We start from the raw sequence: 21,455 nt of genomic DNA on the forward strand, positions 1-21,455 counted from the left end.
ATCTTCTCCTATTTCACCAGATAAACGATTCTCAGTTCATCGGCGCTCATCACCAGGTATCTGTTTATTCCCCTCGCAGGGATGACTTCCAATGCATTGGTCTGCAGGTCGCCTTTGAACCGCATGATTCCGTTCTTTGTAATAATACAGCACTTGGTTCCCTCAAACATGATGATCTCATCCTCATGCATTCTGACGTTGCTGTACTCTCCGGTAAATGCTTTGTTCATGACCTGTTTGCCTGACTTATTATACAGGCGGGCCTCGTAGCCCGACTTATTCTTATTCAATAGCACAAAGCCTATGTATTTGTCTGTATGAAATACACTTTTTATTTCCTGATTAATCTCCACTTCCTTTTTCTTCTGCGGCGTTTCCTTTCCCTCATATATGATAAAGGAACTGTCACTGACCGCAACAGATGTGGTATCGTCCATAAAATATACCTCCGGGATGATACTCCCGTCGTACTCCTCCATGCTCACTTCATAATCGGTCCTGGATTTGCCTTCCTCGCCGAAATTGTAGTAGGCAACTCTGGACTTCACAGTTCCGTCCTTCGTTGACAAGTAGGAAACGGCTAGTGTCATGCCGTCCCGTGACAGGTCCAGAGCAAGCGGATACCCCGTGCTGTTCAATGTGGCCTGATGTTCTACGAGAATATTTCCCGTGGCATCGTATGATACAATCATTGGGGCGCCTTCATTTTTCAGGATTGCACTTACAATTCCCTGGCTGGATACCGACATTTTTTCAATTGGGAGCGTCGTCTCCATCTCGCCTTTCAGGCCCGTTTCCGTGAATACCAATATGGCGTTGCCTCCACTGTCTGCCACGGCAAATGTTTCTTCATTGACATCGATCACCGGATTCTTCATCTGGCATGGCTGAATCCACTGCTCTTCATTCTTTCTGTTCAAATATACGATACCATCCCGGCTGTAACGCACGATTCCGTCGCCGAACTGGGCATACCGGTTGGTGTCCGAGGTTTCTTCTTCGTATGATGCAGCCGTACGTACACTGGTGTAGGACCGGTTTTTTACCAGCAGGTACGATCCGCTTACGATCATGATGATCAGCAGAGCGGCTATGCTCCATCGCTTTACCGCATCTTTTCTGTGCCGCTTTGCCGACTGTTTTATTTTCTCCAAATCCACCGGGCCGGCCAGTTTCAAATATGGATTTTTCTTTTGCGTCATGTCTGTCCCCTTAATGCATTCTTTCGTCTTACCAAAAGATTATAACATCATTTTATGGTAATAGCAATTTCTGCCCGACGTAAATCAGATTTCCATCCGTCAGACCGTTCATTTTGCAGATCGCATCCACATGGGTGACATCTCCATATGTTTTCCGGCTTATTATTGCCAGTGTATCGCCCTGTTCCACGATATATACGCCATCGCTGCCGTTGACACCCGCGTCTGTTTTCGCCGCATCGGCATCCTGACCGCCTTCGTCAGTATCCTGCGGCTGATCCGAATCGGCGGGAGCCTGTCCTTCATCGTCTTTCTGCCCGGTATCCTCCTGAGCATCCTTTTGCCCGGCCTCCTGCTGCAGTGGTTCACCCGACGGTTCATTGGTAACTGCTGTTACATTCCCACTGGTCTCCTTCGCCTCCACAGGCTGCTTGTCCGAAGACGTGGTACTCGTGAGATTGTTCAAAGCGGTCTGCACCGATTTCATTTTGTCAAAATTGTTGATCGTGGTGACACCCATGATAATGACGATCAGCACCAGGCACGCACTGACAGCGTACATCAGGTGGTTGCTTCTTTTCTGCTGCTGTTGTTCCTCGCGGGTTCTAACCAGACTGCGAAAGTCCTTCGCAGCTCTATCCTCAACAGTTTCCGAGGGACACACCCCATTCTTCTTTCTAGTCGAGATCATATAGTTCTGCATACATGGATTTTTTTCATAATATGTATAGTGTCCGCCTATTTCCATCAGATCATTGAACTTCAGTGCAAAGTACACCTCGTCCTTCTCCACAGGATCTTTCATGATAAACACCGTGTTTTTCTTCGGGAACGATTTTCTGTGGAGCTTCACCGTACTGTGTTCCGGCGTCAGCGGTACCCCCTGATGCGCAACAAACCAGCCCAGCATCTCTCCGTCTTCAAAATATTGTTTGCAGTCCTCGTAGGCTGTTTTCCATGTATCCTCGTCTATTACATAATCGCTGCCCGATAATTTTAAATCGTGCATTTGGATCGCTCCATATATGTATACATACTCCTCATCATCTGTTTTCTGGATATCTCCTACCAGGAATGCACCGATCGGTCCCTCCCCCGCTTTTTCGCACAACTGGGCGAAAAATGTATCTACATAATCTTCTACATAAATCTTCGGGCTGTCACTGACATTCCCGATTTGACGCACATTTTTAGGAATTTGTCTCTCCATTACACTCACCTCTGAATAAAATTTTTCATAAGCATAGCATAACGAAAAGGCTGAATTTATCGCTTGGTGTCAGGTGCGTTCGACAAAAATACTGTGAAGGGGTCTGACCCCTTTGCACTCCGTTTTCAGAATATTCTCAATTTTCCGCTCTGAAAGTCCTGTATCCAGCATGCATGTTTCAAGGAATTCCCGCCTTATCTTCCTGACTGTTAATACAATCTGAATATCTTCAATTTGTTTTTCGAACATGTATTTCTGAACTAAAATTCTAACTCGTTCATAGTTATGAATCCTCTCATCTTCAACGGTGTCGAGAAATGATTTTTCTTCAAACAGGCGATGGAATCCCCAGAAGTCCTCCGGGTTGGGAAATCGGGTTCTTAACATGTTGTATGAGCCCTCATCTATGAGCTCTGCAGTTCCCGCGCGATATTCCGCTGCACTACTGAATTCATAGTCAAAAGGGTGTGCTGCCAGGTTAATTTTGACCGGATTATTGTGGATATAACGCAGGCAGCACCAGTAATATTCTTCTGTTTCTACGCAGTCACTGTAATAACGTCCCTGGAATACGTGTCCAGTTCTGTCGTATTTGGCATTATAGTACTCAGCATATGTCGAATTGATGCGCTGCATGAACCTGGGCAGGATGTCATACCTGGCTTTCATCATGATATGTATGTGATTAGACATAACGCAGTAGGCATATATTTCAGTTAAATAGTCTGCCTGCCTTTTTTTCAAAATATTCATAAATGCTATTTTGTCACTGTTCTTTTCAAATATTTTTTCTTTGTTGTTGCCGCGGGCTATAATATGGTAGACTTCTGTTCTGCTCTCTCTTCTGTTCTTTCTCGGCATATAACTCCTCCTCTGTCTTTGCCTGAAACAATTGTCTAAAGTAAATTTTTAAATATGCTTACTGTGAATTGTTGTTCCGAAATGGAATTGAAAATAATGGGAATGGCTTTCGCCGCTGATGATCGGATATTCTCCCGAACGGTTTATTTTTTTTGCATTAAAGAATAGAATCAGATTAAAAATAGAATATCATATTTTTCTTAAATTTTCTATGAAAAATTGAAACTGAATATATGAAGTGTTATTATGGATATAAATTTGGATATAAATTATAGATAATGTTTACACATAAATAAATACTTAGAGGTGTCTGTCATGAGATTTAAAAATAAATTATTGCATAACCTCCGCCGTGAGGCTTCCTATAAGAAGGAAGACCTGCGCCGGGACTGGGGGGATGAATTTTATGAATGCATTAAGGATATTGCCGAACATCCCGTTGTATTACGTATGAAGCTGTATCCTCACCATGGCCATACCAGCTGCTATCAGCACTGCCTTCATGTCGCTTATTACAACTATGTCTGGTGCAGATTTTTTCAGCTTGATGCGCGGTCGGCCGCCCGTGGAGGTATGCTTCACGACTTGTTTCTATATGATTGGCATACACATGCTGCCCGGACCGGAGACCATTTTCATGGAATGACACATCCAAAATGTGCGTTTAAGCATGCCAAAAAATTTTTTGAACTTAACCATAAGGAAGAAGATATTATACTGAGCCACATGTGGCCGGTAACACTTTTTCGTATTCCCCGGACAAAAGAAGGATGGATCACCACCTTCACAGATAAGTACTGCGGGACTCTGGAGACAAGCCAGCGGTAGTTCAAAGTGCAAATGGGCCAGACTCTTCTGCGGAGGAGTCTGACCCATTTGCTATTCTTTCGAACCTAAAGGAAACTTTTTACTTTCTTATATATACTTTCAGCATCGAGTCCATATTTCTTAACCAGTTCTACTGCCGGCCCTGACTCTCCAAAAGTGTCATAAATGCCGATCTTCATAACTTTTGTGGGCGCCTTCTCTGAGAGTACATCACACACAGCACTGCCCAGTCCCCCAATTACGGAATGTTCCTCAACTGTAACGACTTTGCCGGTTTCCTGCGCAGCTGCAACTACCAAATCCTCGTCTAAAGGTTTAATGGTATGAATGTTAATCACTTTTGCATCGACTCCATCTGCCGACAGCATTTCCGCTGCTTCCAGGCAGTTTGCTACAGGAAGGCCCGTTGCGATAATTGTGAGGTCTTTTCCCTCACGAAGCACAACCCCTTTTCCGATCTCAAATTTATAGTCCGGATTATCGTTGATCACCGGCACGGCCAGTCTTCCGAAACGCATGTATACCGGCCCAACGTGTTCATATGCTGCCTTCACGGCTGCCTTTGCTTCTATATCGTCGGACGGATTAATCACAACCATACCCGGTATCGTCCTCATCAGGGCAATATCTTCGTTGCACTGGTGCGTCGCACCGTCTTCTCCTACGGAAATCCCTGCATGTGTAGCGCCGATCTTTACATTCAGCTTCGGATATCCGATGGAATTGCGCACCTGCTCGAAAGCACGCCCTGCCGCAAACATGGCAAATGAGCTGGCAAACGGCACTTTCCCGGCTGCCGCCAGCCCCGCTGCAACTCCCATCATATTGCTCTCGGCAATACCACAGTCGATATGCCTTTCAGGAAATGCCTTTTTGAATACACCTGTCTTTGTCGCTGCTGCAAGGTCTGCGTCCAGTACTACCACATCTTCATGTTCTTTACCAAGTTCAGTCAAAGCATTGCCATAACTTTCTCTTGTTGCAATCTTCTTTACTTCTGACATAATGCTTCACCCACTTTCTCTAAATCTTTCATGGCAACCTCATACTGCTCGTCATTAGGAGCCGTTCCATGCCAGGAAGCCTGATTTTCCATAAAGGAAACGCCCTTTCCTTTTACCGTCTTCGCGATGATTGCAGTCGGCTGCCCTTTTACAGTTCTCGCTTCTTTAAATGCAGCATCAATCTGATCGAAATCATTTCCATCAATGTTAATTACATGGAAATTAAAAGCCTCAAACTTTTTATCGATCGGGTATGGTGAGTTAACTTCATCAATTGCTCCGTCAATCTGCAAGTTATTATTGTCCACGATTACAACCAGATTGTCCAGCTTTCTGTGTGCTGCAAGCATAGAAGCCTCCCATACCTGTCCTTCCTGGATCTCGCCGTCACCGACAAGGGTATATACCCTGTAATCATCTCCTGAAAGCTTGGCTGCGATTGCCATACCTACTGCTGCCGAGATTCCCTGTCCCAAAGAACCGGATGACATATCGACACCCGGAATGTGCTTCATATCCGGATGTCCCTGAAGATAAGAGCCGGTGTGGCGCAGTGTCTTCAGATCTTCAACCGGAAAATATCCTCTGTTAGCCAGTGCGGAATATAATCCGGGAGCCGTATGCCCTTTAGACAATACAAAACGGTCACGATCCGCCTTCTTAGGATCCTTCGGATCAATATTCATTTCTTCAAAATACAGATATGTGAAAATATCGGCTGCGGATAAAGAACCGCCTGGATGGCCTGATTTTGCGCTGTGGACTGCTGTTACAACGCCCTTGCGGACCTCATTTGCAGTCTTCATCAATTCTAACTTATTCATTGAAATTCCTCCTGCTTCATAAGGGGTCTGACCCCTTTGCCCCTGTTTGTTAAATTATTCACCAAATACCGCTCTATAATCTGCCTGGAACTTTTCGATTCCTGCGTCTGTCAATGGGTGATGTGTCATCTGCTCGATCACGCTGTATGGAACGGTTGCAATATCTGCTCCTGCAAGTGCACAGTCTGTTACATGGATCGGATTACGCACGCTTGCTGCGATGATCTCTGATTTGATGCCTGCAACTTCAAATATCTGTGCGATCTCTGCTATCAGATCTGTTCCACGTACCGAAATATCATCCAGGCGTCCCAGGAACGGAGATACGTATGTGGCTCCGGCTCTCGCCGCAAGAAGAGCCTGATTTGCGGAGAAGATTAATGTTACATTTGTCTTAATCCCTTCAGAAGAAAGGACTTTACATGCCTTCAGGCCTTCTACTGTCATCGGAATCTTAACGACCATGTTCTTGTGAATCTTCGCAATCTCTCTGCCTTCTGCAATCATGCCTTCTGCATCTGTTGTGGTAGCCTTAACTTCGCCGCTGATCGGTCCGTCTACGATCGAGGCGATTTCTGCGATTACTTCCTCAAAAACTCGTCCTTCTTTTGCGATCAGTGAAGGGTTCGTTGTTACTCCGCAGATAACGCCCATATCGTTAGCTTTCTTAATATCCTCTACTTTTGCTGTGTCGATAAAAAATTTCATGATTTGTTCCTCCTTGAACGAAAATCCCTTAGTTTCTATATTATAATTATAAGCGCTCGTATAGGGCGGGTCAATAGCCCGAAAATTATTAATAATTTTATTCTATTAATATAATCAAAATATTAATTGTCTTTAAGTGGTTATTGTTCCTCTATAATACCCCTGTAAAATTCATACACGCCTTTTACAGTTGTTTATAAGGCGAGCTTTTATGAACACGATTGTTTTCTAATTGAATTATTAATAATAATTTTTTCCACCGCATTAATTTTTCTTTTTTCTGCTTCGGGGATATGAGGTCGTCCCTCTTGTAACGATCCGGGGTTCATACTCTACATGATAAATGCTGACAGGCTCCATCTCGGAATACTGTTTGTCCCGCGTCTTTATTTTCTTCATAATAATATCACAGGCATCCCGGCCTTTATAAATTACAAAGTGCTCTATCGTCGTTAGGGATATGTTATGCATTCTTGCAAACAGTGTATTGTCACAGCCCATTACAGACATATCGCCGGGTACTCTGTACTTTTCATCATATAGAGCATCCAGGATGCCGAAGGCAATCATGTCGTTCAGCCCTACAATGGCCGTCAGATTATGATATTCCGCCAGCAGCTCCTTAGTCAGGTCATACCCGATTCTGTACTCAGAATCAATTCCCGGAATATCCTTATCAATCTGCTCATTGGCAGCCTTGATAATCACGTTTTCCCCCAGGCCCGCATCTTTAAATTCTTTAAGAAATCCTTCCACCCGCTTTGAGCGCTGCTTCTGCCTTACTGTTAAAGGCGGCGCTATATATGCCACATGCCTGTGCCCCAGTTCCAACAGGTGCCGGGCCATAATTCTGCCGAGCTTGGAATTGTCAAGCTCTACGGCGTCCACATCCAGCTTTTCATTTTGATTATTAATGATGGCAAATGGAATCCGCTCCGACATTTCCTCCACAATGGGCATAAAACATCTGCTTGGGTTGCAGGTATAGATCACGCCCTGTGGGTTCAGCGACGGCATCATTTTCAAATAACGCTCTTCCAGCTCAAGGTTCCTCTGTGTATTGCAGACAAACAGCCCGAATCCCTGCTCTGTCGCGCGGGATTCGATTCCCTGCAGCAGCATCACATAATAGGGGTTTGTCAGATTAGGACAGAGCACAACCAGCAGCTTTTCCCGCTTATTTTCCTTTTTCCGTTTTCTCTTAGGCAGTTCATATCCCAGCTCCCGGGCCGCTTCCTCGACCTTGTGCACCACGTCCTTTGAAAAGGAAACGTTATACTTCTTATTAAGGACCATGGAGACGGTGGATTGTGATACCCCCGCTTTGCGCGCCACATCTGAAGATGTCACCTTTTTCTTATACATCATCCCACTTCCTTCGTACCTGATTCATCTGCTTACAGTTCAGTTCTGCCTTCCAAAGCCCGAAGGAGGGTCACTTCATCTATATACTCCAGATCGCCGCCCACCGGAACACCACTGGCGATCCTGCTGACCTTAATCCCTGTGGGCTTAATCAGCTTGCTGATATACATAGCCGTCGTCTCACCCTCGAGACTGGAGTTGGTGGCTATAATCACCTCATCGACCTCCCCCTGCAGACGCTCCATAAGCTCCTTAAGCCGGATATCTCCCGGCCCGATACCAAGCATGGGGGATATTGCTCCATGAAGGACATGATAAACGCCGTTGTATTTTCCTGTCTTCTCATAGGCCGCCAGATCCCGGGGCGTCTCCACCACCATAATTGTCTTCTGATCCCGATCCGGGTTATTGCAGATCGGACAGAGTTCCCGGTCCGTCAGCGTGCAGCACTGTGCGCAGTACCGCACATTATTGCGCGCATCAACTAGCGATTTAGCCAGATTATCCACCTGTTCCTTTGGCATATTAATAATATGAAAAGCCAGGCGCTGCGCAGACTTAGTCCCGATCCCGGGCAGGCGGGAAAACTCTTCGATTAGCCGGCTGATTTGGTTACTGTAATAATCCATTTCGTATCACTCCTGTTTCTTTGTTACATCCTTAACAAAGTAGTCCAAAAGGGTCAGACCCTTCTGCAAAGGGGTCTGACCCTTTTGAGCACCATTGTCAGAATATTTAGAACATTCCCGGCATTCCGCCGCCAAGTCCTCCCGTCAGCTTGCTCATTGCTGAATTGGACTCTTCATCCACTTTTCTCAGGGCTTCGTTGGTTGCCGCTACGATCAGATCCTGAAGCATCTCGATGTCTTCCGGATCCACTACTTCTTCCTCCAGTTTCACGCGCAGTACCTCACGCTTACCGTTCATCGTTACCTCTACTGCGCCGCCACCGGCTGTTGCCGTGTATTCTTTTGTCTCAAGCTCTTTTGCCTGCTCCTCCATCTGGCGCTGCATCTTCTGCGCCTGCTTCATTAAGTTTGCCATATTGCCAGGCATTCCGCCGCCTGGAAATCCACCTCTTTTTGCCATGACTAATCCTCCACTATGATTTCCATATTAATTTTCTTTTCGATGTCTACAAATGTATCCTCAAAGTGCCGCCCTTCTTCTACATGACGGACCTCCACTTCCACTTTCTTTCCGATCCGGTTCTCAATCAGCTCTTCCAGCTCCTTACGGTGCCCTTCTGTGCCAACCACCTCTGCCTCCAGTGTTCCCGGCATCACAATCATCAGCCGGTTGTCTCCCCCCAGGCTCAGCCTGGCCTTCTTGAGAAAGGTGCGGAGCATTCCGGAGGCCTCATCTGCAATAGGTCTGAAGTTCTTCACAACTTCCTGGATATCTTCAGGAATTGCGTTGGGCAGCTCCGGTTCTGCCTGCTTTTCAGGCCGGCCAGCCGTACCGCCGTCGCCGCTGACATAAACAACCTTTTCCGTAACTGCGCCTGCTGGAATTCCCTTCTCCAACTTTTCTTCCACAGCGCGGATGCGGTCCAGCAACGTATCCTGCTCCACTTCCATGGCTGGTGTACACAGCTTAATCAGCGCAACTTCCAGCATAACCCTCTTCTGCGTTGCATATTTGAGCTGCCCGGACAGCTCGGAAAAAATACGGATATAGCGGAGCAGCATATCGGGCTCAATCATCTGAGCCTCCTCCTTCAGCTGCAGCATATTCTCCGTAGATACATCAATCACATCCTCTATATTATCAGATGTTTTCACCAGAAGCAAGTTCCTGAGATACCATGTGAAATCTGAAGAAAGCTGGGTCAGTTCCCGCCCCTGCATCACAAGGTCTTCCACCGTGTCCAATACCCTTGGTATATCCCGCTTTATGATATTGCGCAGCAGCTGGCTGAACACATCCGTGTCCACTGCCCCCAGTACTTCCAGCACATTGTCATAGGTCAGTTTCTGCCCCAGATAGAATGCAATACACTGGTCCAGGAGGCTCAGCGCGTCACGCATGGAACCGTCCGCAGCTTTGGCCACATACCGGATCGCCTTATCTTCCACATCCACCTGCTCTGTCACCATCAGCTCCTGGAGTCTGGCCGATATCGTCTCGATGCTGATCCTCTTAAAGTCATAATGCTGGCACCTCGAAAGGATCGTAATGGGTATCTTATGCACCTCTGTCGTTGCCAGTATAAAGATGACATACTCCGGCGGCTCCTCCAGCGTCTTCAAGAGCGCATTAAAAGCGCCTATGGAAAGCATATGCACCTCGTCTATGATGTATACCTTATACCGGCCCTCCGTGGGGCGGTAGGCCACCTCCTCCCGGATCTCCCGGATGTTATCCACACCATTGTTGGAAGCAGCGTCAATCTCAATCACATTCATCGACGTTCCCGCCGCTATTGATCGGCACATCGCGCATTCCCCGCAGGGACTGCCATCCACCGGGTTCTCGCAGTTAACTGCTTTGGCAAATATCTTCGCCACCGTAGTCTTCCCGGTTCCCCGGGTTCCGCAGAACAAATAGGCATGGCCGATCCGGTTTGCCTTAATCTGGTTCTGCAATGTTGTAATAATATGGTCCTGTCCCTTTACATCCTCAAATGAGGTGGGACGGAACTTTCTGTAAAGCGCCGTATACGACATGAATCACACCTCTGTCTAATCTTATTTATCCCGCAGCTTACCAGTTACCCCGGTTCACCAGTTACCGGAACACTTCATCCCCGAAACTGATCCCCGTCATCTTCGCCTCTTTAATCAGGCTGCAATTCGGATCCACTGTCTTAAGCTTCCCTGCCACATCCTGAAGCGGCACCTTAGTCGTCTCTCCATTTTTCATGGCGATCATATAGCCAAACTCTTCTTTCAGAATCAGTTCTGCTGCCGCGGCACCCACTCTTGTGGAAAATACACGGTCGTACGCGCATGGAGAACCACCCCTCTGGGTATGTCCCGGAACCGTAATGCGCACTTCTTTATCTGTCTTCTGCTGAATCTGCTCGGCCAGTTCATAGGCAATAGACGGGTACTTTCTCTTAGCCAGCTTTTCCTTATAATCCTTCTTTTTCAGCTGAGCATCCTTCTTAGAAATCGCTCCCTCGGCAACCGCCAGTATGGTAAATGGCTTGCCCGCCGCAGAACGCTTCTGAATCACATCAGCAATGACGTCAATATCATAAGGAATCTCCGGAAGCAGAATAATATCCGCGCCCCCCGCAACCCCCGCATGCAGTGTTACATGACCCACCTTATGTCCCATTACTTCTATAATAAATACACGGCTGTGTGAGGTAGCCGTTGTGTGGATTCTGTCAATTGTATCTGTAGCAATATCCACTGCGCTCTGGAATCCGAAGGTCATATCCGTTCCCCAGAGATCATTGTCAATCGTCTTGGGAAGGGTGATCACGTTCAGCCCCTCTTCCCTCAGCATATTGGCCGTCTTATGCGTACCATTGCCGCCCAATATCACAAGACAGTCCAGGCTCAGCTTATGGTATGTATGCTTCATAGCCGCAACCTTATCCAACCCGTTCTCATCCGGTACCCGCATCAGCTTAAACGGCTGTCTGGATGTCCCCAGGATCGTACCGCCCCGGGTCAGAATTCCCGAAAAGTCTTTGGAAGTCAGCATCTCAAAATTTGCATAGATTAAACCTTTATAGCCATCTTTAAATCCATATATCTCTACATCATCACGTTTGGAACATACGCCCTTCACCACACCGCGCATTGCGGCATTCAATGCCTGGCAGTCTCCGCCGCTCGTCAGCATACCAATCCTCAACATAATCGATTCCTCCTTATTTAAGCTTCTGCCGCTTCCGCTGCAGATCTTATAAACTACAATCAGCTCCACCGTAAGGTGAAGCTGCTCTTACTCTTATGATTATACCCCATTTTGGATACCGTAACAAGAAAATATTCATTTCACGGGTTCGATTCGACTCGTCCAAATGCACACTGGCTGTACAAAAATTCAGCCCCGGACCTAAGAAGTCCCTGGAGACTGGATGCTATCCCTTCATTATGCGCTCCATTCGCCGACAAACCTAAATTATCTCCAACAAAAAATGTCTATATTTATCTCATTTTTGCACAAAGGGATTGTAAAATCTTCCAAAAAATTGTACAATATGAACAAGTAATACGAAAGAGAGGACACACTATGAAACAGAATAATATGTTAGCGATGATTTTAGCCGGAGGCCGGGGTTCACGCCTGCACGAACTGACCAATAAGGTGGCAAAACCGGCAGTTTCATATGGCGGCAAATACCGCATTGTCGATTTTCCTTTGAGCAACTGTGCCAACAGCGGGATTGATGTCGTAGGGGTGTTGACACAGTACGAATCCATTTTATTAAACAGCTATGTTGCTGCCGGCCGCCGCTGGGGGCTGGATGCCCAGGACAGTGGAGTATATGTCCTTCCGCCGCGTGAAAAAGCAGATGCCAATCTGGACGTCTACCGCGGAACCGCAGATGCAATTTCCCAGAATATTGATTTTATCGACAGCTTCTCACCGGAATATGTCCTTATACTGTCAGGCGATCACATATACAAAATGAATTATGCCAAGATGCTGTCCTATCACAAGGAACACCAGGCAGACGCAACAATCGCGGTAATCGAGGTACCGATGAAAGAGGCCAGCCGTTTTGGGATCATGAATACGGACGAAAGCGGCCGTATTGTAGAGTTTGAGGAAAAACCGCCGCAGCCCAAGAGTAACCTGGCTTCCATGGGCATTTACATATTCAACTGGAAGCTGCTGCGCAGAATGCTTCTTGCAGACATGAAGAATCCGGATTCCAGCCATGACTTTGGAAAGGATATCATCCCAACGCTTCTGAACGACAGGAAAGAGCTGTTCGCATATAAATACAAGGGTTACTGGAAAGATGTGGGAACCATTGATTCTTTGTGGGAAGCCAATATGGATCTCCTGGACAAGAATAATGAGCTGGATCTCAATGATTCCACCTGGAAGATTTACACGGAAGACGGATATACCCTTCCTCATTATGTCGGGCCGGACGCCGATATCAACCGCGCTTTCATCACACAGGGCTGCAAGATCAACGGCGAGGTAAAGAATTCCGTCCTGTTCACAGGCGCCACGGTCAGAACCGGGGCAAAGGTCATAGACAGCGTGCTTATGCCGGGCGTTGATGTTGAGGAGGGCGCATGCATTACGAGGGCGCTCATCGCCGACGGCGTTAAGGTCGGTAAGAATGCTGTTGTAGGCAGCGCAGGAAGCGAGCATATCGAACTCGTTTCTAAAAATGTAAAGGGGGAAGAATAATATGGATAAAGCATTTGGAATCGTAAATCCTGCCGGAAACCACATCTCAGTAGAAGGGCTTCAGTCATACCGCACCATCGGGGCATTTTCATTCCTGGGCAGATACCGCGTTATCGACTTCCCAATCTCGAATATGAGCAACAGCGGAATCGACCAGATCCAGGTCTATGCCCGCAGTAAACCGCGTTCGCTTGTGGAACACCTGGGAACAGGGCGGCACTATAACATCAACTCCAAGCGGGGTAAGCTGCGTGTCCTTTTCTCTGAAAACAGCTCTGACAATGATATTTACAATACGGATATTGCCGCTTTCCTCGAGAACCTGGAGTGCATTGAGAGAATGCATTATCCGTATGTGGTGATTGTACCGAACTACATGGTGTATACGGAGAATTATGACAAGCTCTTGGATACGCACATAAATTCAGGCGCTGACATTACGCTCTTGTATCACTCCACAGACAATGCCAAGGAAACATTCCTGAATTGTGACCTGTTAAACCTGAACCGCCAGAAGGGCGTTCTTTCTATAGAGAAAAACCGCGGAACAGCAAAGAGCAGAAATATTTTTATGGATACCTATATCATGAAAAAGGAGCTGTTTATTGAGCTGATCCATAAGGCGAAAAGCCTTTCCTCCATGTATACGCTTGCACAGATTGTAAATAACCAGTGTAATGAACTGGATATCCGCGGGGTATCCCACAGAGGTTATTTTGCGTCAATTACTGACTTTAAGAGCTATTATGACGCAAATATGTCGCTGATAAATTATAAGAATGCCATGAATCTGTTTGACGAGGAATGGCCGATCTATACAAGGACGAATGACTCTTGTCCGACGCAGTATTTCGAGACGGCTGCCGTTAAGACCTCTGTTGTGTCTAACGGATGTCTGATAGAAGGAACTGTAGAGAATTCGGTGATCGGACGGGGATGCACCATCCAAAAGGGCGCTGTTGTTAAAAACTGTGTGATTCTGCCCGGGGCGGTGATTGGGAGGGATGTGCATATTGAAAATCAAGTTGTGGATAAGGGAGCGAACCTGATCCATGCAAAGGAACTGATTGCGCCGCCGGAGAGGCCGGGGTATATCAGACGGGGAGATACCATTTAGCGGAGTTAGTAAGAGAATGGGGCCGTCGGGAAATGATTGATTCATACTATATATTGCAGCCTGACTTCATAGTCCGCCTCAATATGTAGTTAGTAAATATCATTTCCCGACAGCCCCAGTTGTCTTATCTCTTGCCTGGTAAGCAGAAGATGTTCATATGATTTTTCTATATAAGATCCCCGTCATCAAAGGGGTCTCCGCATTCGGGACAGAATTTCGGTGGATGGGCCATGTCTTCAGGCTCCCAGCCACATTTATCGCAGCGGTACTGGGGGACGCCCGCGGGTTTTTTCGCACCGCACTCTGTACAGAATTTGCCTTTGTTTATAGTACCGCAGGAACAATTCCAGCCTTCTGTCGGCACTTGCCTTGGGGCGCCGCACTCTGCGCAGAACTTCCCTTTATTGCCTGCACAGCCGCAGCTGCAGGTCCAGCCGTCTGCTGACGGAGCCTGGCTGACCGCCCCTGAAGGCTGGCCTGCCTGGTTTGTGTGCTGCTGGCTGGCTTTTTGCTGCTGTCCCATCTGGTAAAGGTTCTGGCTGTTCATTCCGCCCATATTGTTTGCCATCCCCATCCCCATAAATGCCATGGCTGAACCTGTGCCTTCGTTTTTGGCTGCGGACTGCATGGCAGCTGCCTGAGCTCCTGTCAGATACGCCGCTGCCATAGTCGGGTCTCTGAAGACTGCGGATCTCTGCAGTTCCTTTATGTATGCCTCATCTTTTTCGGATGCCCGGATGCTGCTGATGGCGATGGATACCATTTCGATTCCTCTTGTACCGTTCCACTTATCGGACAGGATGTCCTTTAATGCATTGGTGAGCTCCATTGTATGCCCGGGCAGTGAACTGTAGCGGATACCCATTTCTGATATCCGTGCAAATGCGGGCTGCAAGGCGTTCAACAGCTCACTTTTCAGCTGGCTTTCCAGATCCCGAACGGTAAATTCGTATTCAAAGTTTGCACAGACATTTTTATAGAATAATATCGGATTGCTCAGGCGGTAAGAATATTCTCCAAAACAGCGGACTGAAATATCCATATCCAGGCCTATATTCTTATCTGTTACACGAAATGGCACAGGATTCGGTGTGCCGTATTTGTTTCCCATGAGTTCCTTTGTGTTGAAGAAATAGACTCGCTGATCCTTTCCTGTGTCTCCGCCCATTGTAAAACGCTTTTTAAAGGTATTAAATGCCTCTTCTACTCCCTGTTCAGATCCATCATAAAAAATAGAGGGTTCCGTGGAGTTCTCCCATACAAATTCTCCCGGTTCCGAAGAGAATGCGACAATCTCACCCTGATCAACGATCATCATGCATTGGCCTTCATTCACTGCTACGATTGAACCGTTGCTGATGATGTTATCCTCTCCGCGTTTATTAGAACTTCTCCTGGATGTGCGCTTCATCCCCTTTGCAGCGATGATGCCGTCCCCCAGGGATTCGCAGTAAAAATACTCTCTCCATTGATCCGCCAGCACTCCTGATGCTGCTCCGATTCCTGCTTTTAATAAGCCCATAGTTAGATACCTCCTGATTTATATTTGAGTACGTCCCGACGTATATTTATTGAATCTAGAACTTACCGCTGGCGCCACCATGTGTTTCGCCGTTATCGCTTGTATGAACTGTCGTTGTTGTCCTGCTGTATCTCTGTGAATCAGAATCGCGCGGCGGATCCGGGCGTCTCGGTGGATCTGGATCCTTCTGCTTCACCGGAGTTTTCGTGATGCTGGTAGTTAGGAATACATCGCTTTTACGTATCTGCATTGATGCATCTCTACTCTGATATACATCTGCATTTTGCTGCTTACGTGCCTTTTTCATCCCTTTCTTCATTCTGATCATGTATATGATGGTTATAATTAATGCGCCTGCAAAGCCCGGATAGCCATTATTTTCAGATGACTCTGATGAGGTTTCCATCTCTGTCTGATCCTGGTTAGTACCTGCTGTCGCACTGTTTGATGACTGATTTTTCTCATCCTTATCTGCTGTCCCATTTGTTTCTCCATCTGTTGCCCCATTCGTTTCTGCAGCTGGTGCTCCATTTTCCTCTGTACTCTCATTTCCAGCACTTTGTCCGTTCCCTTGAACATTCATTTTTTTCTCACATATATTTACAATCCCAGCCACATAGCTCACAAATCCGTCTCGGTACCGGCCATTGGCAAAATAATTCTGTGCTGCAGTTTGGCCCAGCGAATTCAAATCGTAGTCAGAAAACAGCGTAATCGTATCTCCGTGTGTAGAAATCGCCCACTCCCTATTCCCCATATCCAATACAAACAGCACTCCATCTTTCTTTTCTCCTATGCCATATCCATTCGTGTCAAACAACATATCCGCTTCCGCTTGGATATCGGCTTCCTGTCTCTGGCTTTCAGTTATCAGGACTACATCAATCTGATATACTGTAGCAATATCGTTGACCAGCGATGTCAACTCCAATTCTTCTGCATCAGATAAAATTTCTGCATTATCAACCACTCTCGGCAGACTTGCTTCTTCAGTAGCTGAAACTGGTAATACATTTACCAGAAACATGCAAAGCAGTGCTGCCATAAATCGTATTTTTTTCATTGTCTATCCCTCTTCCATCTTATGTCGTCTCAATATCTAATCGCTCCATAATTGCATGAGCCTAACGAAAAATCAGCCAAAGTAAATTTAGAATCACACTGCTTCCTACAAATACTCCTATTGCATGTTTCCAAAACAGTCCCTTATCAACAGGCAGTTCACCTACCAGTTTTCCTGTCTGCCCATTCACTGCAAAGCGGTATGTCTTATCTTTATGCTCTACATTAAATGTCCATACCGGAAGCAAAGCATACCGGACTTTACCCCTATTGCAGGCAACTCTTGAACTTTTCTGCCTAATGCTATAATACTCCCCTCTGTTAATTGAACTGTTTATAACATCTATAAATGTACTTTTTATCCGTTCCTCTGCTCGCCGTCGACATTTTTCTTTAGGTACATCATACTTAAGAGCCTCATAACCAGACAGATAACCTTCTTGGAACGGCACTGCCTTACTCATATCAAATGGTTCAAGAGACTCCATATAGGTGTCGTCAAGTTCAGCAGAACCATCTACCGGAATATTTTCGAAAAACATACTGCCTTCTCTGGTAACTAAATATAAGTCCTTTTGAGTGTACTCGTAGTAATCATCTCTCCATCTTTTCATCTTTTCCGCATCATAAACCAAAGTACCTTTTGTATGACAGCTGAACAGCCAGAACGGAACATAAACCCCTGTCATTTCCTTTATATTGTGCTCAGAATGGAACGCCCTCGGTATAAGTTTCTTTCCTTTACAGAAATCTTTATATACCTCTTTTGCATCGTTCTCATCCAGCTGAAACGGAATAACCAAATCTGGTTGGAATTGCCCCGATACTTGTCCAGGAAGTATTACAGGACTGTCACAATATGGACATTTCGTAGCTGCCGTAGTCTCTGCCGCATCCAACTCTCCGCCGCAGGACGGACAGGTATAGACTTTCCTGCCATCCTTTTGTTTTACCGTCCATTCTCCCTGTCTTCTCTTGGAACCTTCGTTCCAATCGTATGTATCCCCCTGCTCTTCCACTGACTCTACGGTCTCCGCATATTGCCGAACTGCGTCCATACTAATCATATTGCCGCAGGATGGGCACCGAAGCTTCTGGGTATCACTGCTGAACACCAGGCTCCCCCCACAACATGGGCACTTATAGCCTTTTGTACTCATCTTCCACACTCCTATTCTCATTCGTCTTATTTTAGTAGAAATATCGTTTTCGCTATATTGCTTTGCATTTATTATATCATAGCCATTGAGAATTTGATATTACCCTCTCTTCTTTTCTTCTCCGGACTGATCCTTTTCCTTTTCAATAGGTTTTTTCGTGATATCGCTTGTTAAGAATACCGCCGTTTTACGAGTATGAAACGACGCATCTGTGTTCCGGTATGCATCTGCATTACTCTGATCATACTCCGACTCAGGTTTTCTGTTCATAAATCCCCTCCAAATTAAGGTGATAATCCCTCCGCATATCATTGCGGGAATCAGGTAAATTAAGGGGGATTTTTTCTTCGGAGCAGTTTTCACATCCTCCTGAGTCTGGCTTGTATCTTTGGCCGCGCCTCCGTCTGCCGGCTGCTTTTTTCCATATAGTTCTGCAATCCCCTCCAGATAAATCTGAAAGCCCTCGCTGTACTGACCCGGGCTTAGATAATTGGCAGCCACATTCTTAAGCAGCTGCGTTAAATCACCACCGGACAGAAACGTATTTTCATTTCCAAATTGAACAACTCTACAATTGCCGCTGTTCAATTCAATTATGAGCATAATTGCGTTCTTGTCGTTCCCGATCCCATATCCATTCTGGTTATACAGATTTTTTGCCTCGGCATTTAAATCAGCTTCCTGTATCTGCCTTTTCATTACCAGAATTACATCTATTTGATATTCTTCACCAATGCCATAAATCTGTTCTGTCAGTGCTGCCTCTTCTGCCTCGGACAGAAGCTCCGCTTCATCAATCACTTTCGGCGGGCTACTCTCCTCATTCGCAGAAACAGGCATTCCATTTACCAGAAACAGGATAAGCAGTACTGCCATAAACCGTATTTGTTTCATTCTCAGTCCCTCTTCCGTAATATGTAGTTTTCATATTCCTAATGTCGCTGCAAGTCTATGACTTAGAAAAATATAAGAAGCAAAAGAAGATATACAATCAGAGTACTTCCCGCAAACACTCCCAGCATATTTTTCCTGTACATCCCCTTATCAGTCGGCAGATCACCTGACAGTTTTCCGGTCTGTCCGTTCACTGCAAAGGGGTATATTTTGTCTTTATATTTCACATGAAACGTCCAGAGCGGCAGCAAGGCATACTGCACCTTCCCTTTCGTACAGGCAATGCTGGAGCTTTTTTGAAAGATAGAATAATACTCATTATGGTTGACTGACTTGCTCATAGCTCTTTGAAGTGAGCTCTTTATCCTTTCCTCTGCCACGCTACGGCACTCATCTTTAGACACATCGTACCGAATTGCTTCATAACCGGACAGGTAACCTTCCTCAAAAGGAACCGCTTTATCAATCCCATATGGTTCTATGGATTCCATATAACTTTCATCTTTCTCAGAGGAACCGCCTACAGGAAGGTATTCGAAGAACATATCTCCTTTTCTGGTCACCAGGTATAAATCTCTCTGGGTGTATTCGAAATCATCATCCTGCCATTTTTTTATCTTTTGAGCATCATAAATAAAAGTTCCCTTTGCCCGGCAGCTGAACAGCCAAACTGGAACATAACTACCGGTTACCTCCTGTATTTTACGCCCGGACCGGAAAGCTTTTGGCAAAAACTTCTTTCCTTTACAGTACTCTTTAAATATCTCTTTTACCCCCTCCTCATCCATCTGAAAAGGTATAATCAGATCCGGGTGGTATTCCCCCGATACTTGCCCCGGCAGTATTACGGGGCTGTCACAATAAAGACAGGTGGTAGATGCGGTGGTCTCGTCGGTATCCACCTCCGCGCCGCAGCAAGGACAGATATAAAGTTTCCTTCCCTCTTCTTCTTTCACTCCCCATTCAGTCTGGCTCTCCCCGGCATCATCACCCCACTCGAATGTATCCCCCTGCGCTTCTACTGACTCTACGATCTCCGCATATTGACGGACTGTTTCCATATCAATCTCATGATCGCAGGACGGGCATTGAAGCTTTTGGGTATCGCTGCTGAACACCAGGCTGCCGCCGCAACACGGGCACTTATAGCCTCTTGTACTCATAGTTCACACTCCTCTGCTCTCTTGTACACCGCCAATCAAACAGCGGCACCTTTCAATAGGCCGCATTTACGATGTACTCCTATCATTATAGTAAAAATGCCGCTTTCACTTTGCGTTTATTATATCATAGTATTTTTATATTTTATATGATAAAAACGCAAAACCGAGCAGTCATCCGAAAGGATTTCTGCCCGGTTGGAATATATTCTCTTTTATATCTGAGTCTGTCCAGTTCTATATTGGCGTAAGCCTACGATTCCATATAATGTTCCAATTGCAGCCACTGCCGTCATCGCTGCCCCGCCCCCCATAACCAACCTCCAATTATTGTACAGCTCCTGTTCCGGCCAGAACTGCTGAAAGGCTGCAAATTGTCTGACAGCCTCTGTTTTCGTTTTCCAAAGACTGCTGAAAAATTCGAAATCCGACCAGTAAGTGGGCAGATAGTCTCTTCCCAGGCCGGAGAACATGATTCCCAGAATTACAATTACCAGCAGCATGATCCAGCCTGCTGCCACCAGGCACCTGGACAGAACTGCCGGTTTCCTGGTTTTTTTTGCGTATACCCCAGCGGCAATACAGAGGGCGGCGCACAGCATAGCCTGACTGACTGCAAATATGATTTTTGCCGTGGCCGAGTAGAACTGCCCGTCTATGATTTCTTTATGGGATCCTCCCAGATATACTTCCATCATGCTGACAATACTCTGCACGGACTTGCTGTCCGTTTTTCTTTGGACAGAAATGCCGTCAAATGCGCTTCCCTTTTCCGCAGGGATCATACAGACAGCCTCTTCTCCTGATAATATTCCGGTTATGCGGTAGGTCTTCCCGCCTGTTTGAATTACATTTCCGGAGGCATCTTTGACGCCAAACAGGGCTATAGAAGTCTTTTGATCCAGCAGGCAGACATCGGTTTCACTGCTCAGAAAATACCTGCCGGACTGCAGTGTCTTTCCAAACACTGCCTCCGGCTGTCCCTTGATACTGTAACAGTCTGCCTGCTGCTTCCTGCCCGTCTGCTCTGCGGATATCTCCTTCCGGCCATGATTCTTCCACACCGCGGCTGAGGCAAGCTTTTTTGCTTCTTCACTGTCCATCAGCTGGTCAAAGGATTCCTCCGGGACCATCCCCTCCTGGTACCTCAGGGACAGATAACCGGAATACGTCTCCGCAGCCTGTGTGCGGCCGAGTAGCCACA

20 protein-coding genes are annotated in these 21,455 nt (G+C 46.4%); 3 read left to right on the forward strand and 17 right to left on the reverse strand.

Translation table 11 applies throughout. The features are described from left to right. Positions 1–8 precede the first annotated feature (8 nt). From BN1938_RS01935 to BN1938_RS01945, 3 genes are all read right to left on the reverse strand, one after another. Positions 9–1,202 (reverse strand): DUF5711 family protein, encoded by a 1,194-nt coding sequence (locus BN1938_RS01935; RefSeq protein WP_050638987.1) that lies wholly within the window; start codon positions 1,200–1,202, stop codon positions 9–11. A gap of 52 nt (positions 1,203–1,254) precedes the next feature. Next, entirely contained in the window at positions 1,255–2,412 is a 1,158-nt protein-coding gene (locus BN1938_RS01940; protein WP_050638988.1) for a LysM peptidoglycan-binding domain-containing protein, read from the reverse strand. Between the two features lie 69 nt (positions 2,413–2,481). Beyond that, positions 2,482–3,273 (reverse strand): transposase, encoded by a 792-nt coding sequence (locus BN1938_RS01945; RefSeq protein WP_050638989.1) that lies wholly within the window; start codon positions 3,271–3,273, stop codon positions 2,482–2,484. Positions 3,274–3,588: 315 nt separating this feature from the next. On the opposite strand from BN1938_RS01945, the gene BN1938_RS01950 reads away from it, so the two are divergent. Continuing rightward, complete coding sequence (locus BN1938_RS01950; protein WP_050638990.1) at positions 3,589–4,101, forward strand: HD domain-containing protein; 513 nt, start codon at positions 3,589–3,591, stop codon at positions 4,099–4,101. 65 nt (positions 4,102–4,166) lie between these two features. Here the strand turns inward: BN1938_RS01950 and BN1938_RS01955 are convergent, their stop codons facing one another. The 8 genes from BN1938_RS01955 to BN1938_RS01990 all read right to left on the reverse strand — a co-directional run bounded on the left by BN1938_RS01955 (position 4,167) and on the right by BN1938_RS01990 (position 11,818). After that, positions 4,167–5,105: a transketolase family protein gene (locus BN1938_RS01955; RefSeq protein WP_050638991.1), complete on the reverse strand. Its 939-nt coding sequence runs from the start codon at positions 5,103–5,105 to the stop codon at positions 4,167–4,169. After that, positions 5,093–5,929, reverse strand: a complete 837-nt coding sequence (locus BN1938_RS01960) for a transketolase (RefSeq protein WP_050638992.1) — start codon at positions 5,927–5,929, stop codon at positions 5,093–5,095. Before BN1938_RS01960 ends, BN1938_RS01955 begins: the two co-directional genes overlap by 13 nt. A 54-nt stretch (positions 5,930–5,983) precedes the next feature. Beyond that, entirely contained in the window at positions 5,984–6,637 is a 654-nt protein-coding gene (gene fsa / locus BN1938_RS01965) for a fructose-6-phosphate aldolase (protein ID WP_050638993.1), read from the reverse strand. A gap of 264 nt (positions 6,638–6,901) precedes the next feature. Continuing rightward, positions 6,902–8,005: a LacI family DNA-binding transcriptional regulator gene (locus BN1938_RS01970; RefSeq protein WP_330377698.1), complete on the reverse strand. Its 1,104-nt coding sequence runs from the start codon at positions 8,003–8,005 to the stop codon at positions 6,902–6,904. A 29-nt stretch (positions 8,006–8,034) separates the two neighbouring features. After that, on the reverse strand, positions 8,035–8,631 hold the full coding sequence (gene recR, locus BN1938_RS01975; RefSeq protein ID WP_050638995.1) for a recombination mediator RecR: 597 nt from the start codon (positions 8,629–8,631) through the stop codon (positions 8,035–8,037). Between the two features lie 106 nt (positions 8,632–8,737). Then, the gene (locus BN1938_RS01980; RefSeq protein WP_050638996.1) at positions 8,738–9,091 is read right to left on the reverse strand and encodes a YbaB/EbfC family nucleoid-associated protein; all 354 of its coding nucleotides are present in this window, start codon (positions 9,089–9,091) and stop codon (positions 8,738–8,740) included. Positions 9,092–9,093: 2 nt separating this feature from the next. Next, the gene (dnaX, locus tag BN1938_RS01985) at positions 9,094–10,671 is read right to left on the reverse strand and encodes a DNA polymerase III subunit gamma/tau (RefSeq protein ID WP_050638997.1); all 1,578 of its coding nucleotides are present in this window, start codon (positions 10,669–10,671) and stop codon (positions 9,094–9,096) included. Between the two features lie 61 nt (positions 10,672–10,732). Further along, complete coding sequence (locus BN1938_RS01990) at positions 10,733–11,818, reverse strand: 6-phosphofructokinase (RefSeq protein ID WP_050638998.1); 1,086 nt, start codon at positions 11,816–11,818, stop codon at positions 10,733–10,735. A gap of 378 nt (positions 11,819–12,196) precedes the next feature. On the opposite strand from BN1938_RS01990, the gene BN1938_RS01995 reads away from it, so the two are divergent. Then, the gene (locus BN1938_RS01995) at positions 12,197–13,336 is read left to right on the forward strand and encodes a glucose-1-phosphate adenylyltransferase (RefSeq protein WP_050638999.1); all 1,140 of its coding nucleotides are present in this window, start codon (positions 12,197–12,199) and stop codon (positions 13,334–13,336) included. Between the two features lies 1 nt (position 13,337). Beyond that, positions 13,338–14,453 carry a glucose-1-phosphate adenylyltransferase subunit GlgD gene (gene glgD, locus BN1938_RS02000; RefSeq protein ID WP_050639000.1) on the forward strand — a complete coding sequence of 372 codons (1,116 nt, stop codon included), beginning with the start codon at positions 13,338–13,340 and terminating at the stop codon, positions 14,451–14,453. Positions 14,454–14,619: 166 nt separating this feature from the next. Here glgD and BN1938_RS02005 read toward each other — a convergent pair whose 3' ends face one another. The 6 genes from BN1938_RS02005 to BN1938_RS02030 form a co-directional block, all read right to left on the reverse strand. After that, positions 14,620–15,975, reverse strand: coding sequence for an SPFH domain-containing protein (locus BN1938_RS02005; protein ID WP_050639001.1), 1,356 nt, complete (start codon positions 15,973–15,975; stop codon positions 14,620–14,622). A 55-nt stretch (positions 15,976–16,030) separates the two neighbouring features. Continuing rightward, positions 16,031–17,038, reverse strand: a complete 1,008-nt coding sequence (locus tag BN1938_RS02010; RefSeq protein ID WP_050639002.1) for a TPM domain-containing protein — start codon at positions 17,036–17,038, stop codon at positions 16,031–16,033. Positions 17,039–17,099: 61 nt separating this feature from the next. After that, entirely contained in the window at positions 17,100–18,197 is a 1,098-nt protein-coding gene (locus BN1938_RS02015; protein ID WP_050639003.1) for a TFIIB-type zinc ribbon-containing protein, read from the reverse strand. 99 nt (positions 18,198–18,296) lie between these two features. Beyond that, on the reverse strand, positions 18,297–19,091 hold the full coding sequence (locus BN1938_RS02020) for a TPM domain-containing protein (protein ID WP_050639004.1): 795 nt from the start codon (positions 19,089–19,091) through the stop codon (positions 18,297–18,299). A 62-nt stretch (positions 19,092–19,153) separates the two neighbouring features. Next, positions 19,154–20,254, reverse strand: a complete 1,101-nt coding sequence (locus BN1938_RS02025) for a TFIIB-type zinc ribbon-containing protein (protein WP_050639005.1) — start codon at positions 20,252–20,254, stop codon at positions 19,154–19,156. Between the two features lie 212 nt (positions 20,255–20,466). Next, the gene (locus tag BN1938_RS02030) at positions 20,467–21,384 is read right to left on the reverse strand and encodes an ABC transporter permease (protein ID WP_148487107.1); all 918 of its coding nucleotides are present in this window, start codon (positions 21,382–21,384) and stop codon (positions 20,467–20,469) included. Between the last annotated feature and the right edge of the window lie 71 nt (positions 21,385–21,455).

This window comes from Eubacterium sp. SB2 (genome assembly GCF_001244405.1).
Lineage (GTDB): Bacteria > Bacillota > Clostridia > Lachnospirales > Lachnospiraceae > Faecalicatena > Faecalicatena contortus_B.

Coding starts and splice junctions, on each gene's coding strand:
- BN1938_RS02005 (WP_050639001.1), bottom strand. CDS start 15,975: ATGGGCTTATTAAAAGCAGGAATCGGAGCAGCATCAGGAGTGCTGGCG.
- fsa (WP_050638993.1), bottom strand. CDS start 6,637: ATGAAATTTTTTATCGACACAGCAAAAGTAGAGGATATTAAGAAAGCT.
- BN1938_RS01980 (WP_050638996.1), bottom strand. CDS start 9,091: ATGGCAAAAAGAGGTGGATTTCCAGGCGGCGGAATGCCTGGCAATATG.
- BN1938_RS01970 (WP_330377698.1), bottom strand. CDS start 8,005: ATGATGTATAAGAAAAAGGTGACATCTTCAGATGTGGCGCGCAAAGCG.
- BN1938_RS02025 (WP_050639005.1), bottom strand. CDS start 20,254: ATGAGTACAAGAGGCTATAAGTGCCCGTGTTGCGGCGGCAGCCTGGTG.
- dnaX (WP_050638997.1), bottom strand. CDS start 10,671: ATGTCGTATACGGCGCTTTACAGAAAGTTCCGTCCCACCTCATTTGAG.
- recR (WP_050638995.1), bottom strand. CDS start 8,631: ATGGATTATTACAGTAACCAAATCAGCCGGCTAATCGAAGAGTTTTCC.
- BN1938_RS02010 (WP_050639002.1), bottom strand. CDS start 17,038: ATGAAAAAAATACGATTTATGGCAGCACTGCTTTGCATGTTTCTGGTA.
- BN1938_RS02030 (WP_148487107.1), bottom strand. CDS start 21,384: ATGGTCCCGGAGGAATCCTTTGACCAGCTGATGGACAGTGAAGAAGCA.
- BN1938_RS01935 (WP_050638987.1), bottom strand. CDS start 1,202: ATGACGCAAAAGAAAAATCCATATTTGAAACTGGCCGGCCCGGTGGAT.
- BN1938_RS01990 (WP_050638998.1), bottom strand. CDS start 11,818: ATGTTGAGGATTGGTATGCTGACGAGCGGCGGAGACTGCCAGGCATTG.
- glgD (WP_050639000.1), top strand. CDS start 13,338: ATGGATAAAGCATTTGGAATCGTAAATCCTGCCGGAAACCACATCTCA.
- BN1938_RS01960 (WP_050638992.1), bottom strand. CDS start 5,929: ATGAATAAGTTAGAATTGATGAAGACTGCAAATGAGGTCCGCAAGGGC.
- BN1938_RS02015 (WP_050639003.1), bottom strand. CDS start 18,197: ATGAGTACAAAAGGCTATAAGTGCCCATGTTGTGGGGGGAGCCTGGTG.
- BN1938_RS01955 (WP_050638991.1), bottom strand. CDS start 5,105: ATGTCAGAAGTAAAGAAGATTGCAACAAGAGAAAGTTATGGCAATGCT.
- BN1938_RS01995 (WP_050638999.1), top strand. CDS start 12,197: ATGAAACAGAATAATATGTTAGCGATGATTTTAGCCGGAGGCCGGGGT.
- BN1938_RS01945 (WP_050638989.1), bottom strand. CDS start 3,273: ATGCCGAGAAAGAACAGAAGAGAGAGCAGAACAGAAGTCTACCATATT.
- BN1938_RS02020 (WP_050639004.1), bottom strand. CDS start 19,091: ATGAAACAAATACGGTTTATGGCAGTACTGCTTATCCTGTTTCTGGTA.
- BN1938_RS01940 (WP_050638988.1), bottom strand. CDS start 2,412: ATGGAGAGACAAATTCCTAAAAATGTGCGTCAAATCGGGAATGTCAGT.
- BN1938_RS01950 (WP_050638990.1), top strand. CDS start 3,589: ATGAGATTTAAAAATAAATTATTGCATAACCTCCGCCGTGAGGCTTCC.